19 protein-coding genes are annotated in these 16,656 nt (G+C 37.8%); 17 read left to right on the top strand and 2 right to left on the bottom strand.

From position 1 onward, the window contains the following. Positions 1-81: 81 nt before the first annotated feature. Together AA0X95_RS26070 and AA0X95_RS26065 are read left to right on the top strand one after the other, a co-directional pair. Positions 82-1,329 carry a cation:dicarboxylate symporter family transporter gene (locus AA0X95_RS26070; RefSeq protein WP_413303402.1) on the top strand — a complete coding sequence of 416 codons (1,248 nt, stop codon included), beginning with the start codon at positions 82-84 and terminating at the stop codon, positions 1,327-1,329. A 688-nt stretch (positions 1,330-2,017) separates the two neighbouring features. Next, positions 2,018-2,515 (top strand): hypothetical protein, encoded by a 498-nt coding sequence (locus AA0X95_RS26065; RefSeq protein ID WP_413303399.1) that lies wholly within the window; start codon positions 2,018-2,020, stop codon positions 2,513-2,515. Positions 2,516-2,584: 69 nt separating this feature from the next. Here the strand turns inward: AA0X95_RS26065 and AA0X95_RS26060 are convergent, their stop codons facing one another. After that, entirely contained in the window at positions 2,585-2,770 is a 186-nt protein-coding gene (locus AA0X95_RS26060) for a hypothetical protein (protein ID WP_413303397.1), read from the bottom strand. A gap of 167 nt (positions 2,771-2,937) precedes the next feature. On the opposite strand from AA0X95_RS26060, the gene AA0X95_RS26055 reads away from it, so the two are divergent. The 9 genes from AA0X95_RS26055 to AA0X95_RS26015 all read left to right on the top strand — a co-directional run bounded on the left by AA0X95_RS26055 (position 2,938) and on the right by AA0X95_RS26015 (position 8,605). Then, positions 2,938-3,753, top strand: coding sequence for a GNAT family N-acetyltransferase (locus tag AA0X95_RS26055; protein ID WP_413303394.1), 816 nt, complete (start codon positions 2,938-2,940; stop codon positions 3,751-3,753). A gap of 34 nt (positions 3,754-3,787) precedes the next feature. Next, positions 3,788-4,627, top strand: a complete 840-nt coding sequence (locus AA0X95_RS26050; RefSeq protein ID WP_413303391.1) for a protein phosphatase 2C domain-containing protein — start codon at positions 3,788-3,790, stop codon at positions 4,625-4,627. A gap of 5 nt (positions 4,628-4,632) precedes the next feature. Continuing rightward, complete coding sequence (locus AA0X95_RS26045) at positions 4,633-5,304, top strand: alpha/beta family hydrolase (protein WP_413303388.1); 672 nt, start codon at positions 4,633-4,635, stop codon at positions 5,302-5,304. 95 nt (positions 5,305-5,399) lie between these two features. Beyond that, positions 5,400-5,726: a YnfA family protein gene (locus AA0X95_RS26040; protein ID WP_413310271.1), complete on the top strand. Its 327-nt coding sequence runs from the start codon at positions 5,400-5,402 to the stop codon at positions 5,724-5,726. Positions 5,727-5,757: 31 nt separating this feature from the next. Then, positions 5,758-6,255: an N-acetyltransferase family protein gene (locus AA0X95_RS26035; RefSeq protein WP_413303386.1), complete on the top strand. Its 498-nt coding sequence runs from the start codon at positions 5,758-5,760 to the stop codon at positions 6,253-6,255. A gap of 14 nt (positions 6,256-6,269) precedes the next feature. After that, the gene (locus AA0X95_RS26030; RefSeq protein ID WP_413303383.1) at positions 6,270-6,776 is read left to right on the top strand and encodes an N-acetyltransferase family protein; all 507 of its coding nucleotides are present in this window, start codon (positions 6,270-6,272) and stop codon (positions 6,774-6,776) included. A gap of 25 nt (positions 6,777-6,801) precedes the next feature. Next, positions 6,802-7,338 carry a GNAT family N-acetyltransferase gene (locus AA0X95_RS26025; RefSeq protein WP_413303380.1) on the top strand — a complete coding sequence of 179 codons (537 nt, stop codon included), beginning with the start codon at positions 6,802-6,804 and terminating at the stop codon, positions 7,336-7,338. Positions 7,339-7,440: 102 nt separating this feature from the next. Further along, positions 7,441-7,923, top strand: coding sequence for a hypothetical protein (locus tag AA0X95_RS26020; protein WP_413303377.1), 483 nt, complete (start codon positions 7,441-7,443; stop codon positions 7,921-7,923). A 226-nt stretch (positions 7,924-8,149) separates the two neighbouring features. Then, the gene (locus AA0X95_RS26015; protein ID WP_413303375.1) at positions 8,150-8,605 is read left to right on the top strand and encodes a DUF2269 family protein; all 456 of its coding nucleotides are present in this window, start codon (positions 8,150-8,152) and stop codon (positions 8,603-8,605) included. Positions 8,606-8,668: 63 nt separating this feature from the next. Here the strand turns inward: AA0X95_RS26015 and AA0X95_RS26010 are convergent, their stop codons facing one another. Then, complete coding sequence (locus AA0X95_RS26010) at positions 8,669-9,445, bottom strand: alpha/beta hydrolase (RefSeq protein WP_413303372.1); 777 nt, start codon at positions 9,443-9,445, stop codon at positions 8,669-8,671. A gap of 164 nt (positions 9,446-9,609) precedes the next feature. Between AA0X95_RS26010 and AA0X95_RS26005 the strand changes: the two genes are divergently transcribed. The 6 genes from AA0X95_RS26005 (at position 9,610) to AA0X95_RS25980 (ending at position 16,470) form a co-directional block, all read left to right on the top strand. Beyond that, the gene (locus AA0X95_RS26005; RefSeq protein WP_413303370.1) at positions 9,610-10,584 is read left to right on the top strand and encodes an alpha/beta fold hydrolase; all 975 of its coding nucleotides are present in this window, start codon (positions 9,610-9,612) and stop codon (positions 10,582-10,584) included. Between the two features lie 251 nt (positions 10,585-10,835). Continuing rightward, positions 10,836-11,873 (top strand): GGDEF domain-containing protein, encoded by a 1,038-nt coding sequence (locus tag AA0X95_RS26000; RefSeq protein WP_413303367.1) that lies wholly within the window; start codon positions 10,836-10,838, stop codon positions 11,871-11,873. Between the two features lie 1,116 nt (positions 11,874-12,989). After that, positions 12,990-13,274 carry a DUF3231 family protein gene (locus AA0X95_RS25995; protein WP_413303364.1) on the top strand — a complete coding sequence of 95 codons (285 nt, stop codon included), beginning with the start codon at positions 12,990-12,992 and terminating at the stop codon, positions 13,272-13,274. 43 nt (positions 13,275-13,317) lie between these two features. Then, entirely contained in the window at positions 13,318-14,001 is a 684-nt protein-coding gene (locus AA0X95_RS25990) for a DUF3231 family protein (RefSeq protein WP_413303362.1), read from the top strand. 301 nt (positions 14,002-14,302) lie between these two features. Then, positions 14,303-14,578, top strand: a complete 276-nt coding sequence (locus AA0X95_RS25985; RefSeq protein WP_413303359.1) for a hypothetical protein — start codon at positions 14,303-14,305, stop codon at positions 14,576-14,578. 248 nt (positions 14,579-14,826) lie between these two features. Continuing rightward, positions 14,827-16,470 carry a M4 family metallopeptidase gene (locus tag AA0X95_RS25980; protein WP_413303356.1) on the top strand — a complete coding sequence of 548 codons (1,644 nt, stop codon included), beginning with the start codon at positions 14,827-14,829 and terminating at the stop codon, positions 16,468-16,470. Positions 16,471-16,656: the final 186 nt, after the last annotated feature.

The following is a 16,656-nucleotide window of genomic DNA, read 5'->3' as shown; positions in this document are numbered from 1 at the left end:
TTTCAAATTTTATTAAAAACGGGAATTGTAGTTGATTATAATAAGTAATCAACTTTTTATATATAAAAGGGGGAGATGAAGTTGAAGAGAATTAGTTTGGCTTGGCAAATCTTTATTGGACTAGCTCTAGGTATTATTTTGGGGGCTATTTTTTATGGTAACCCACATGTGGAAACATACTTGCAGCCAATTGGTACAATATTTATTCGATTAATCAAAATGATTGTTGTTCCGATTGTTGTCGCTAGTCTTATTGTTGGTGTTGCAGGCGTGGGTGATATGAAGTCACTTGGTAAACTCGGTGGAAAAACCCTATTATATTTTGAAATCATTACAACTATTGCAATCTTTGTAGGATTACTTGCAGCAAACGTGTTTCAACCGGGAGCTGGTGTGGACCGATCACACCTAACGAAAACGGATATTAACTCATATGTGGATACAGCTGCACAAACTGAGTCACATTCTATGGCTGATACGTTTATTAATATCGTACCTACCAATATCATACAGTCATTAGCAAATGGCGATATGTTAGCAATTATCTTCTTTTCTATTATGTTTGGTCTTGGTGTAGCCGCGATTGGTGAAAAAGGTCAACCGATTATCAACTTCTTTAGAGGTACGGCGGATGCCATGTTCTATGTAACTAACCAAATCATGAAATTGGCTCCACTTGGTGTATTTGCTTTAATCGGAGTAACGGTATCGAAATTTGGAATTACATCATTAATCCCACTAGGAAAGTTAGTATTAGTCGTTTACGGATCAATGATTTTCTTCATTTTAGTCGTTCTGGGATTAACAGCAAAGATTGTTGGGTTTAATATCTTTAATTTATTAAGATATCTGAAGGACGAATTAATTCTAGGTTATACAACGGCAAGTTCGGAAACGGTATTACCAAAGATAATGGAAAAAATGGAGAAGCTCGGATGTCCGAAAGCTATTACTTCATTTGTTATTCCAACAGGGTATTCGTTTAACCTTGATGGTTCAACTCTATATCAAGCGATTGCAGCATTATTCATCGCACAAATGTATGGCATTCATATGAGTATTACGCATCAAATTACCTTAGTTCTTGTATTGATGCTTACCTCTAAAGGGATTGCCGGAGTTCCAGGCGTTTCATTTGTCGTGTTACTTGCGACTCTAGGAAGTGTAGGTATTCCAGTTGAAGGACTTGCATTTATTGCTGGTATTGACCGCATACTTGATATGGCACGTACATGTGTAAATATTGTTGGTAACTCTTTAGCTGCCATTGTCATTACAAAGTGGGAAGGCCACAAGCTTGATGAGGATGTAGTAGAAAAAGCAGCGTAATTTTCACAGCATTTGTCCTTCATAGCCTGAATGAAGGACATTTTTCTTGATGGCAAGCCAAGTTTTGTCCTTCATATCCCGGATGAAGGACATTTTTCTTGTTGCACAACCACATTTTGTCCTTCATAACCCCGATGAAGGACATTTTTCTTGTTGCACAACCACATTTTGTCTTTCATAACCCCGATGAAGGACATTTTTCTAGGTGCCAAGCAAAGTTTTGTCCTTCATAGCCCTGATGAAGGACATTTTTCTTGTTTCCAAGCCAAATTTTGTCCTTCATAGCCCTGATGAAGGACATTTTTCTTGTTGCACAACCACATTTTGTCCTTCATCACCCCGATGAAGGACATTTTTCTAGGTGCCAAGCAAAGTTTTGTCCTTCATAGCCCCGATGAAGGACATTTTTCTTGTTGCACAACCACATTTTGTCTTTCATAACCCCGATGAAGGACATTTTTCTTGTTGCACAACCACATTTTGTCCTTCATAACCCGAATGAAGGACATTATTCTTGATGCCAAGCCACATTTTGTCCTTCATAGCCAGAATGAAGGACATTTTTCTTGATGCCAAGCCAACTTTTGTCCTTCATTTTTTATGTTCAAGGAAATGCCAACAATTTTGGTCCAATTATTGGTAAACTAAAAGTAATACATTTAATTAAATTTGGGAGGGAGTCTTTGACGTGTTATCTTTTGAGGAAAAGAAGACTATTTTTCATTCATTTAATCTAAAGGAAAAGAAAATAAGCAATGGAAGAGTGAACTTCATTTATCCTGAAAGTAAACAAAAGGGACAGGTTCTTGCCACACAATTGCACCCAAGTGGGAATGGCTATGTAATCGGAAAGTATATGTCAAAGGATACCATTATGAAACATCGGTACAAGGTGGATTCTAGAGGATGGATTTCCATAAGGGATTTTTCAAAGGATGAATTAATGAGTGTCATTTCAGATGCAATGAAATCTATGGATGGTATTCAAGAAGTAACGGAAATGGTTGTTGAAAAAAAAGACAATCCACCCATTGCACCTAACCAAGCGCTTCAGAATTCATCTGCATTTGAAGTCTACCCAGGATCCTGTTTATTTGCATGGCTAGGCTTAACATTATCTTCGATGGAATTCGGCTATCTAGTCTGGAAGAAGACTCTCCAGAAATATGTCGGTATCAATATATAAAAATAGACCGTCTTAATTCGCTATTGACCAAAAAAGGCATCGACTAAGTTCGATGCCTTTTATTGATACCTATTGAATATTACCAGGTCCGTCGCCTCCGCCGGTAATAAAAATAAACTCTCTCATAGCTAAAGATTTATTCATCTGATAATTTTCAGAGTCTAATTTAGGATTACTGGCTCCTTTTTTTCGATCAAAATAAATCGCTATGGGAGCTAGTATGATGATTGGAGACAAAATAAGTAACCAAATCATATAATAACCTCCTTTAAAGAAAGTCTATATTTATCAGACTATGTTTAATTGGAGAGAAAGGTTCAAGAAATACATAATAAGCCCCATCACATAATTTTAAGAAGGATGTTAAGTAAATTTGGCGAATTTATTTAGGATACTTTCAATGAGATTAGGAGGCTCGATGGATGTTTATTAGACTTGTTACAAATGATGAGTTATTGAGTGATGGAGGTTCTTTCCTCTCGGATGAAGTACAATATAACCTAATCCATCGAATCAGTGAAGGCAGTGATTCTTTAAGCATAAAGACGCCTGATAATAGGATGATTTTTGCACAAACGCAGGGGCACAAGGCATGGTTATGGGTTTCAAAGGAGAGACCATTAGAGGAACAGAAGGAAATGCTTCAAAGTCTAGTAAACTATTTAAACATTAATCAGCTTCCTGGGGTATCAGGGGACCCTCAGACTGCAGAAATGTTTGCGGAGGTCTTTTCGAAAAAGAGGGGAATTGGCTATGAGCCAGAAATGACCATGGAATCTTATCATTGTCCAAATGTGATAAAACCAGTAAATGTACCAGGAGAAATTCGGAAAGCAGCTATAGAAGACATAGATACCGTAGCTAACTATCTTGCAGGTTTTGTAGAGGATGCATTTGGCTCATCTGTGGAAGCGGGTACTCAGCGATCTAAAGCAAAAATGATGATCGAAGCTGGAAATTTGTATCTTTGGCTCGTAGGTGAGAAGCCGGTTTCTATGGCGAATATCTCCCATCGCTCACCTAGACATGCCCGGATTAATGCAGTTTATACTCCTGTCATGCATCGGAAGAATGGCTATGCAAGTGCGCTAGTGGCAGAATTATGTGTAATTATTCATTCGGAGGGGCTTGTACCAATGTTGTATGCGGATATTAGTAACCCCGATTCTAATAAGGTGTATCAGAATATCGGGTTTAAAGAAAGTGGTAAAATAGCTGAAATCAAATTTGTAGGATAAATCCATGTATTTTCTATAGAGAGGCAGGTTTAATATGCAAGCAGAAAGAGACCATGCAAATTTCCGTAGAATGCATTGGATTGGCCAGGAGGATCCGTGCATCAACCAAATTAAAATTGAGACATGTGATCATTTAGTATTAGGGCGCTATGGCGGAAATCAGCGGGCTGGAGCTTCTAAAAATGAAGATGGAGCTTTGGTTATGACGGGACTGGATTGGGAATTTGCCATGGTGTTGGATGGACACAACAGTGCGGAAAGTGTGGAATTAGTTATCCATACTATTTTACAAGAATCGGAAAAACTAGGTTCCATTTTAGGAGAGCCTTTGGAAACGGTCTTCGTATCATTAGAAAAGCATGTACTAACCATTTTTCAATCCGAGCATTTTCTAGAAGCTTGTAAACAAGTTCAGGGTGAAACGGCATGCCTGTTGTGTGTAAGAAAAGAAAAATATCTATGGTGGTTTTCCGTCGGAGATTGTGTTATCTATCTTCTTCACGAAGAATTACATAAGCTGGGGCAATATGCGCTTAACCAACGACAATTTTATGAATGGATAGGCCAAGTGAATACCTTTGAACAACCGGTACCATGCTACTCTTCCGGAATCAGAGAACTTAGAAAGGGCATTAATCGTTTGGTCATGGTGACTGATGGGGTTTTAGAATGCGGAAATCGATACTACGAAACTCCATACCATATTTACCGAGAAAGTTATGGACAGCCTTCCCTTCCTAGTGCGGAACACAGCGTAAAGCATCTTTTGGAACATGTTCATGATCATTTAGGCCGAGATAGTGCGACTATTATTTGCTGGGACTACCAAAATGATTTTCCCACTACGTATCCTAGTAATCAACCAAAGAGGTGAAGAAAATGTTTCAATTTATTGAGAATCAAGTAATAAGAAATGAAAATTCAACGATTCCTTATACTTGGATCCGTAGCGAACAGCCTAGTAAAAGTATTTGTATCATGCTGCCAGGACTTGGCTATACAACGCAGCGGCCGCTTTTTCATTATGCAACCGGGATTTGTCTGCATAATCATGTGGATGTTCTACATATCAATTACAACTTTGTGAAAAATCAACATTTCAGAGAGCTTCCTAAGGAAGATCAAGAGCAATGGATGTATGAAGATGTCAAAGCTGTGGTGGAAGCAGTATTGAATGATGCAGGATATGAGCAATGTATTTTATTAAGTAAATCTATTGGAACCATTCCAATGGCAATGGAATGGACTCAAGGTACCTTCCTTCAAAATTCAGTAGGAGTATGGTTAACTCCGCTTATAAAAGAAGATCAGGTGTACCAAGCCCTATTGGAAACGGAACTTCCTTCTCTTTATGTGATTGGAGATGAAGACCATCACTTTGTTGAAGAACGGATAGCGGCGCTTGAGAAGAATCCTTTCATTAGTGCCATTGTTATTCCAAAAGCAGACCATAGTTTAGAAATCAATCATGATACGTCGGCATCCATTGAAGCGATGAAGGAGATAATGGAACTTGTTGAAGCTTTTATTATGAAAAATAAAGTACTTTAAGGCTGCTATTACTGGCAGTCTTTTTTAACATTATTTATAGTGGAAATAGGAACAGAAATTAATAAGGCAAAAAAATTTTACAGGATGTGTTGATCATTTTTAAAGCAGCCATTTTATTTATACTTGCAGGATTAGCAGAAATAGGCGGCGGGTATCTTATTTGGTTATGGTTAAGAGAAGGAAGGCCGCTTTCATGGGGACTCCTAGGCGGCATTACTCTTGTGCTCTACGGAATCATAGCCACTTTTCAAGCCTTTCCTTCGTTTGGCAGAGTGTATGCAGCGTATGGTGGTGTCTTTATCTTGTTGTCGGTGTTATGGGGATGGGTAGTTGATAGAAAAACACCAGATATGTACGACTGGATTGGAGCGACAATTTGCTTACTTGGTGCATCCATCATTCTTTGGGCACCAAGACACTAAAAGTAGAAACATTAGGGGGAGAGGGATTCAAATGAATATCAGAGAAGCCAGAGAGTCCGATGCCGAAAATTTGGTATCGCTTATTAAGCAGGTCGAAACAGAAGCAGATTTTATGCTGATGGAACCAGGTGAACGACAAGTTACACCTGAACAGCTAAAACAAAGAATAGCCTCTTTCCAAAAAAGCGGGAATTCTACCTTTTTTGTAGCTGAAAACGATGGGGAATTAATTGGTTACATGTTTGCAATAGGCGGCACGGCAAAAAGAAATAAGCATTCTGTATATATCGTTATTGGTATTTTAAAAGATTATAGAGGGCAGGGCATTGGGACAAGGCTGTTTGAGAAGCTGGAAGATTGGGCAGTTGAACGGAATTTCCGCCGTCTCGAGCTAACGACCGTTACGCGAAATGTAGCGGGTGTCGCATTGTATAAGAAAATGGGATTTGAAGTGGAAGGAATAAAGAAGGATTCCCTAATTATAGACGGTGAATTTGTTGATGAATATTATATGGCAAAGCTTTTATGAAAGGGAGGCCTAGTATGAACATCAGACTATTAACTCCTGCTGATGCAGAGAAGTATTGGGAATTGAGATTAGAAGCATTAAAGGAAAATCCAGAGGCTTTTTTAACGAGCTATGAAGAGGCCGTCACACGGGAAAACCCTGTTGAACAAGTAGCCCGTAACTTCACCTCAGAAGGTAATTATACATTTGGTGCTTTTGAAGGGGAAGAACTAATTGGGGTGGTCACGTTACTTCAGGAAAGAGCGGAAAAAGTCGGGCACAAGGCTAATATTTTTGCCATGTATGTCACTCCGAGAAAACAGCGCTCAGGGGTGGGTGAGGCTTTGCTTACAGAAGCGATAAACAAAGCGAAAATGATAGAGGTCATTGAAAAAATTAACTTATCTGTCACCGCTAGTAATGAAAAAGCGAAGAGACTCTATTCCAAGTTAGGGTTTAAAACGTTTGGCTTGGAGGAAAAGGCTTTAAAAGTAAATGGAGAATATTTTAACGATGAACATATGGTGTTACATCTAAAATAGTCATCGGGAGGAGATTTAACGGAATATGTTAAAAAGTGAATCAATTTATATTAGACCATTTATTCAAAGTGATGCAAGCGCATTGTTTGAATTACAGCTTGCAAATCGCAATTTTTTTCAAGGGTTTTCCATGGAAAGAAATGATGATTTCTATACACTTGAGGCACAGCTTGAGAGAATTCCTCAATATCAAGAGCTTAGTGAAAATGACCAGTCCTATAACTTTGGAATTTTCACATATGAAGATACGCTAATTGGAACGATCAATCTATTTCATGTCATGAGAGGCTCGCTTCAAAGTGCGTTTATTGGTTATTTTTTAGATGAAAGTCATAATGGAAGAGGATATACAACAGAAGCAGCAAAGTTGGTCGTCGATTATGGTTTCAACCAATTGAATTTACATAGAATTGAGGCAGGCGTTATGCCCCATAATATTGGGTCGATTCGCGTGCTAGAGAAGGCTGGTTTCCATAAAGAAGGTATTGCTGTAAAAAATGTAAAAATTAATGGTAAATGGGAAGATCATCAGGTATTGGCGATAATCAACCCGCGTGATTAACATAACTGTTTTACTATTGTTTCATCTCTCCTGATTCAGGGTAAACAAAGATTAATCGACAACTAGGTCGATTAAAAAGGAATCAGGGAGAGGAGAAGGAATATGAAGGCTAAAGCACTTGTTTCTGAAAATATGCTGTTTACTGACATACATTCTATCATGACAGAGCAAGGTTTTTCAATGATGGGTATAGGTGAATCGGTCAAATATAGAGCAGCATTGCGGGATTCTTCTACTGAATCTATCTATTGGTTAGAGATTCCGGTTGAACGATATTTAGAAGATCCTGATCAGGCGAAGCTAGGAAAGCCCTTCCTGTATGGGGAAGAAAGGATCCCCATTCCAGTTAGAGAGGCCGCAGATAGTAAACTAAATGAGATTGCTGATTACTTGAAAAACAATGTAGTAAATATAGAGGATTACCGACCTAATCAGCCACAGCCCAATGGTTCAATGGCAGCAGATGAGGATGAGGTGAAACAACTAGGGAAGGAAATGGAATCATTAAAAACCAATAAAGAACTAGCGGAGGAAGGCGAGGTTCCAGACCCCGTACAATTTGAGGCCGAACAAAATAATCACTAACCATCCTTTGCAAACTGAATAGATACTAAAACGGCAAGCCAATTATGGGCTTGTCGTCTTTTCGTATGTCAGAGTTACCCCGAGTTTTCAATCATTCCCCACTTTAAAATGTGATAAATCAATGACAACTCCCTATAAAAACTACGTCAAATCATAAGATATCAGATTGATGATGAGTAGTTTATGGTAAAATGGGAGCATGTAGGAAATGGGAGGTTGAGCACCAGTGATTTCTCTATACAAAGTAATTGTGTTCATTCATATTTTTTCAGCTATTTTGGGAATGGGGCCTGGTTTTATCTTAACAACTGTTGTTAAATCGGGTAAAAACATGACTGAATTAAGGCATTCATATAAGATCAGACATAAACTTCATATATTTGTTATGGTAGGAGGGACCCTACTACTCATTACTGGAATAGCTATGGGGCTCTTAAATCCAAGCTTGTTCAAGATGGGATGGTATGTTATAAGCCTTATTCTCTTCCTAGCAGCTCTTGCGATTGGCCCGCTTGTTTTGTCTCCAAGGTCAAGACCTGTTAAAGCATTACTCGAATCGCATAAAGGCGAAGAAATTCCTGAAGAATATTGGCGATTAGCTAAAATTCTGTTCCGATATGAAGACTTAGAAAATCTAATCTTTTTAATCATTATTGCTCTAATGATCTTAAAACCATTTTAAAAAGAACGGTATGTCAAATCAAAAGCCATACCGTTCTTTTTTATGTCTCTTTTTTATGGAGAATTATAAATCTGAAAATAAATAAGAAAGGAAATCAGGTACTCTTTTTCTAAAGAAAGTATAGTTATGCTGTGCTTCTTCAATTAATTGAAAGTGGAGGTTCTCCACTTTATCATTTAATATCTCATAAACTCGATTAGTTAAATCAAGGAAGACTTGATTCATCTTTTCGTCTTCACCCAATTCTTTTGTCCCAATATCCATGTAGAACTTTTCGATTACGGATAAGTCAGATTTCTTTAATAGATTTTCAATATCCTCCTGGTTTCTATAAAATCCGGGAGAGATGGCAGCTATTCTTTTAAAAATATGTGGGTACTTACAGGCGGCATAAGTAGATAATTGGCCACCTAAAGAAATTCCTGCCATAGCAGTCTCTTCTACTAGTGTTCTATATTTACTATCAATTATGGGCTTAAGTTCCTTTACTATAAAATCAAGGTAATCGCCCCCTTTACCTCCAGATGGACTGGTATAACCTAATATTTCTTTGCTGATTTCACCATGTCCCCATGGGCAGTACTCGTCGATTCGTCCTTCTCCTTCGGTATTTAAGTCAATCCCAACAACGATAATCTGTAAACCGCTTGCATCTAAGTAATCCTTCATTCCTAGAGATACCCCTTTAATGGCACCTTCGTCTTCAAAAACATTCTGTCCGTCGTGCATATATAATACAGGATACTTCTTCGTTTCCGAATCATAATTTTCCGGAAGGTATACTCTAACCATCCTTTCTTGTTGAAACGCTGACATGTGAACAAGGAATTTTTCTAACATGTTTGTCACCTACCACTCCATTAATCTTATAAACTTAAATTTACCATAAATTTGAATTACTGCATTAATTTTATATAAATAATTGTATTTAAGCTGTATAATATCATTTGGAATATCATGGATATGTTGGGATTAATTAGTTTGTAACCCTTGGAGGGATCAAGATGTTTACACGAAAAACAAAGAAGATTATAAGTGAGTTTGAATCAATTGCAGCATTAGAGGAAGTAATGATTGGCGGAGTCAAACAAACGATTTTGCTAAGAGGTGACAAAATCTCCAATCCTATTATGCTTTTCCTACATGGAGGACCGGGATCGGCTCAAATTGGTTTTGCTCCTAAATTTCAACGGGAGCTAGAAAAAAAGTTTGTTGTCGTTAACTGGGATCAACGTGGCTCCGGATTGTCATTTTCACGAGAAACAAAAAAAGAAGAGTTAACCGTTGAAAACATCTTCAATGATACGATTGAATTAATAGAGTATTTATTACGCCGTTTTAATCAACCGAAATTATTTTTAGTGGGTCATTCATGGGGATCGGTCTTGGGGACATTAGCTGCGCAAAAAAAACCAGACTATATTCATAGTTACATAGGAATAGGGCAAGTAGTGGATTTCCAGGATGGTGAAAAACTCTCGTATGAGTTTACATTGAAAAAGGCGAATGAACAGAGAAAAACAAAGGCGATAAAGGATTTAGAGGGAATTGAGTTTAATCCTGCTGATATGAAATTTCTCGATGTAAAAGGAAAATGGCTGTCGGCATTCGGAGGCTCGATTGTGGGAGTGGGTCTGTATAATCTTGTTTATTCCAATATGCTGTTTGGAACAGAGTATACACTTAAAGATTGGATTACCTACATGAAAGCTGGAAAATTATCCTTAGAAACCATTTGGCCGCAATTGATGAACATTGATTTTCGAACATCTGTCCCTAGCTTAGATGTTCCGGTTTATATCTTTGCAGGTAAACATGATTATCAAGTACCGTCTTCATTAGCAAAGCAATATTTTGAGACGCTGGAAGCTCCGTATAAAGAATTTATTTGGTTTGAAAACTCTGCACATCTTTTGAATTTTGAAGAGCCTGATAAATTTTTCAAAGAGTGTTTAAAAATAAAAGAAAAATATTCATAATTCTTGGCTGACTCATAAACGTGTCAGCCTTACTTTTGTTCTAAATGCCAAGGAGCAACCTATCTATAATAATACCTCTTTATTTGACAAATTGGACAAAAATACTACAATCATAGGTCAATAAAGCTATATAAAAACGACTATTTATCGTTTAAAATGAGTGTAGAATAAGCAAATTCCGAAGAAATTCTCCGTTTTTTGCGGGTTAAGGCTGAACTAATCAACAGGATTAGTTGGGGAGATGAAATCCGATGTCTAAACAATATGATTCACTTACTGATCTTAAGAGAAGTGTATATTTGTGGGTGATCCCATGTATTCTGATTGCCCTCATATTGAATACTATCATGCAAAATGTCGATGCATCGGACAAACTTAGTTTTATTATCAATAACACAATGACTATATGGTTTGCAGTCAGCTGGGTCTTAGTATATAAAAAAAGGTTTGTGCGATTTAGCGAGTTATCTAATTTAGCGTTAGTAAGTATCTATCATATAACAACTTTTTTCGATACCATTTACAATTACATGTTAAAAATTGGTGGTTCCTTAGGCGACTTCATTGTTTGGATGCCAATTATTATTATGTTCATCTTCTTAACACTAGGGATGAGGAGAGGACTGTACTACTCCATAGGAATTTTCCTGATCACCTTATTGGCCGGGGGAGTGGTAATAAACAAACTTTCCGCAGAATCTATTGATTCTTTAATGCAATTCTATTTTGCTAATTTGGTCTATATTATTGTCCTTTTTTACGCACAGCATATGTTTAGGGCTTATGCCAAAATGGAATTGTTTAAAAAACATGCCTATTTAGATTCGCTTACAGGAATTGCTAACCGTCATCAAATTGATGAATGGCTGGAGCAAAAGTTGAGTGATTCTAGGGAGATGCACATGAGGTTTTCAATCATTTTCTTTGATATTGACTATTTTAAGAAGGTCAATGATCTGTTTGGTCATAAAATTGGTGATTCTGTGTTAGTTGAGTTAGCTGAACTGATCCAAGAAAATCTTTCCCCACGTGACCTTTTGGGCCGCTGGGGAGGAGAAGAATTTATTGTCATCTCCGATGTTTCAGGGTATAACGCTGTTGCTCTTGCAGACTACTTAAGAGAAAGAGTGGAAGAACACGAGTTCCAAGGTGTCGGCCGGTTAACTGCAAGCTTTGGAGTGGCCGAGTCTGAGTTTGAGGACAATATCGATTCCTTATTAAACAGAGCAGATGAAGGTTTGTATCAATCTAAGAATACTGGCAAAAACAAAGTAAGTATATGTAACTAAGTATAAAAAGCTTCTATTCAAAATATAAAGGGTTCCGTCTGTGGGTACTTTTTTATTAATAGACACAAGAATTGACGTATGAATTGGCATACGTCTTTTTCTTTATTTATCAAGGTTTCTACGAAATTTCAGTAACTTTGACATAGCGATTGACATCATTGTTGTGAAAGAGGATCCTCACTTATCGGTTGGGGGATCAGGTTATGCACCCGAACTGATAAATAGACGGAAAAATTCCGCTTAATTAGAAATTTGTATTAAAAAAAGCTTAAATAGGCGGAGAAATTCCGCCTATTGACTCGAAAAATGTGAAAAAGGGGAGGTTTTACTTGGCATAAGCGGAAAAGCTCCGCTTATTTACCCCGAAACGAGCTCCATTTTAAATTTAACCGGAAAAACTCCGCTTATTTACTTTTGCTGGTTACTCGATTAAGAACAAAACATTTTACTTTTAAGAGGGAGTGAGTATCTCTCAAAAATCCAAGAGAACCTTATCACAACTAAGTGAGGGTTTATATAAATAAGTTTTTTGTATTCCTAATAACTTTTTTTATATGGATTTCATGATGACGGTTCTTTGGTACGGGCTTTTGCCAACTCACTTTTTTTTATACCTCATATACTATTATATATTGATATAGCTTTAGTTGGAAAACACAAGAAGTATTTTGGAGGTGAGTAGCTTGCAAAATAGAAGAAGTAGTGGACCGTTTTCATTTTGTCTGTTTCGGGAATATAGATGGTGTGGACCTGGATGTAGTGGACCGGGTGATCCGATAAATGATGTAGATGCCTGTTGCAAATATCATGATCGCTGTTTGAGTAGGGGAGGAGACCGCTGTCAATGTGATCGTGAATTTATGGATTGTCTTTATGACAAAAGAAATAGACAGACGGATAAGGGAAGAAAAGCAGCACTTATGTACGACTTTATGAAAGTCAGGACCTCCTTTACGTGTGGTCAGCAGCGTAGAAACTGGATGTAGAGGTAAACGGTGAACAGCTGTCATAGATAGCTGTTTTTTACATTTATTTTTGTAGAACATTATCGTTATCATAAATTCTTTTTCTAGAGTGGATACTAATGGAAAAACATTCTACTTTGAGGGCATTAACATGGAAGATAAATCAATGATTCGTTTGACGGCTGCGGAAATGTCTGGACTGTGGGCACAATATTTGAACGATACTATTACTATCTGCGTAAATAAATATTTTTTAGAGAAAGTGGAAGATGAGGAAGTCCTTCCAATAAGTGAATTTGTCTTAAGGGAAGCAAAAGGGAGTATTTCCATAATGGAGGAAATCTTTAATAAAGAGTTCTTTCCTATTCCCGTTGGTTTTACAGATCAAGATGTCGATGTGAAAGCGCCAAGGCTTTTTTCAGATACCTTTGTGTAAATGTTTTTAAGACATATGTCTATCCTAGCTATGGCAGCAAGCAGTGCAGGCAGCACTCGGTGTTGCTACACGTCCGGATATGGTCGAGCTGCATAAAAGGGTTCTAAAGATTGGAGTCAAGCTTCAGGATCTTACTAGAGACTTAATGCTTAAACAAGGAACCTATATTAGGCCCCCATACATATCGATTCCCGATAAAGTGGATTTTGTAAAAAAGCAACATTTTTTAGCAGGGTTTTTGGGTCATAAGAGACCCTTAACGTCTGTGGAAATTACTCATTTATTTTTAAATGTTCAAACGAATGCTATTGGGAAAACACTCATAACAGGGTATGCACAGATTGCACAAAGAATAGAAGTAAAGCAATACTTAATGAGAGGAATGGAGGTTGCCCAAAAGCATGTTGACATCTTTAGTGATTTTTTTAGAAAAGAAGATTTGCCGATTCCAATGAGCTGGGATTCGGCATTAACTGATTCGACTATTCCAGCTTTTTCGGATAAGCTGATTATGTTTAATGTCGCTGGAATGATTGCTACTGGGGTAGGAAATTACGGGATGGCAATGGCTGCAAGTCCAAGACGAGATGTTGGCATGAAATATGCCTCCTTAATTACTGAAATAGCTTTATACGCAGAAGATGGGGCAAACATTATGATAAAACATGGCTGGATGGAGGAACCTCCACAGGCAGATGACCGAGGGAAAATTATTAAGGGAAAGTAGGCAGTAAAGATAACCATCACTGGAATTAAAACCAATAAAAATTGATTTGAGATAAGCGCAGAAAACATGTTTCAAACATACCTTGTAATGGGTGGATCATGTTTAGCTCGGGGGCTGTCATTTTGACAGCCCTTTGTTAATGGAGCAACGGATGACTAGTGCCCGTTGAAATGAATTTTCGGTGGTTAGGTGGTTAGGGGACGTTGCTACGCGGAACATTAATAAAATGGTAAATAATAGTAAAATAATGTTATAATAGTGAAAAGATACGATGCCCACCTTAAAAAAGGAGTGCTGGACAATGAACAACTCTTCCAATAATCTATCTAAAAATGATTCCCACCAACATGACAAGAATGAGGCTCAGCAGGTTTTACAGGATGAGAGAGCCCCTTTTAATGATGCAATCAAGCACACCGATATCGTCCAAGGTTTCCAATCTCCTAAACAAATTACACATTTGCCAAAATGGTACCGAAACCCGAGAAGAATTTTTACAGCGATCTCGGTGTTAAGTATTATCGGGCTTCTAATCTACCAAATCATCCAATTTATCCTAAATGTTGTTGCACAATAACCCCAAATTTTTCGGGCCTTTCCGCCTATTTTTAACGAAGGGAATAATAGACTTGAAAAATATAAACTTAATTTTTCCCAACGCCATAAATGAAACAAGTGTTGGGATTTTTACAGTAAAGATGTAGTTAACTATTGGTGACTGACGCCGAATCTGCCGCTTTTTTCCCAATTATGCGTTCGTTTTCTCCGTGATATGATAATTTTGAAAATTCTACACAAATAAAATTATTAGGAGGCTGGGAGATTATGAAGAAACGCACGTCACTTGTTTTAGCATTGGGATTAACGATGGGGACTGTGGTACCGATTACTGCTGCGGCGCAGGCAGTTCCGTACAATGTTACAGTTACGAAAGATGCAAGTCAGTTTGGTAAGGATGCAAAGGTAAACTGGAAAAAGGCACAAGCTGTTCCATCCTTCGTTCATGGAAAACTATCTACTAAAGCGTATAAAGACAAAGCTGCAGTAAAGCAATTTTTAAAAGAGAATAAAAGTCTATATAAATTAGATTCCGATAAAGATTTGACATTACTAGATGTTCAGACGGACGAGCTTGGCAGCACGCATTACAATTTTGTTCAGTCTGTTCAAGGAATTCCAGTCGATGGGGCGAAATTCAAAGTGCATACCGATAAAAATGGAATCGTTACAGCCGTGAATGGGGATGTGTTTCCGGAAGCAGCAAACTATTTCAAAGGTGCGTTAAAAGCACAGCTTTCTAAGGGAGTGGCTCTAGAGAAGGCTTGGAAATCTATTAATGTAACAAAAGAGGAAACGATAACAAATGCAGAAGCGGGACCAACGGGTGCAAAATTTGAAGATACGGCTGAAAAAGCAGAATTAGTAGTTTATAAAAAAGCGAACGATTTTTACCTTGCTTATAAAACGAACCTTCAATTCATCCAACCATATCCGGCTAACTGGGTAGTTTACGTGGATGCCGTAAATGGTAACGTCCTAAATTCATATAATGCTGTAGCAGATGGTGCAACAACAGGATCTGGCTATGGGGTGTTAGGAGACTATAAAACGTTTAATACTTATTATTCAAACAGCACTTATTATTTATATGATGTAACAAAACCAATGTCAGGTGTGATTGAGACAAGAACGGCCTCAAGCCGAACAGTTCTTCCAGGTAACTATTCTGTTGATCCTGATAATCAATTTAATGCTGTTTCACAGGGTGCCGATGTAGATGCTAACTACTATGCGGGTAAGGTATATGATTACTACAAGAATACCTTTAATCGTAATAGCTTCGACAACAATGGTGCAACGATTCGTTCGACAGTTCATTACAGCAGAAATTACAATAACGCGTTCTGGAATGGTTCCCAAATGGTATATGGTGATGGAGATGGGACAACCTTTAGACCATTATCAGGTGCCCTTGATGTCGTAGCACATGAATTAACGCACGCTGTGACAGAAAGAACGGCTGGTTTAGAATATCAATACCAATCAGGAGCACTGAATGAGTCCATTTCTGATACGTTTGGGGTATTCTTAGACAAAGGTGATTATTTAATGGGAGAAGATGTATACACGCCAAATAAAGCAGGTGATGCACTTCGCAGTCTTTCAAATCCTAGCCTTTATGGTCAGCCAGAAAATATGAGCGGTTATGTTAACACTACATCCGATAACGGCGGTGTTCATACAAACAGTGGTATTCCAAACAAAGCTGCATACTTAACGATCTCAAGCTTAGGTACTTCTGTTGCTGAGAAAATTTACTACCGTGCTCTTACTGTGTACCTTGCTCCACAGAGTGATTTTAAAGATGCCCGTGCATCACTTCTTGCTGCAGCTGCGGATCTGTATGGTACAGGCAGTTCACAATATAATGCAGTTGCCTCTGCATGGTCACAAGTAGGCGTCTACTAAAACAATAAATCCTAAAATATCGGTCATCACATCGTGTGATGGCTGATATTTTTGTGCAAAAAAATAGATTGGTGACAGGCACCAATCCAAAATGGGAAGTTTTAAGAAATGAGTTCCTCGAACTTATTTCCTAATTAAGTTACTTTTATCATAAAGAAAACATGTGAAGAACTTAGGGGGAAGTTA

Origin of the sequence: Neobacillus phoenicis (assembly GCF_047302305.1) — a bacterium.
In the GTDB taxonomy this organism is placed as follows: Bacteria; Bacillota; Bacilli; order Bacillales; family Cytobacillaceae; genus Neobacillus.
Note: the sequence above shows the minus strand (reverse complement) of the source record. Positions and strands in the feature narration are given on the sequence as shown.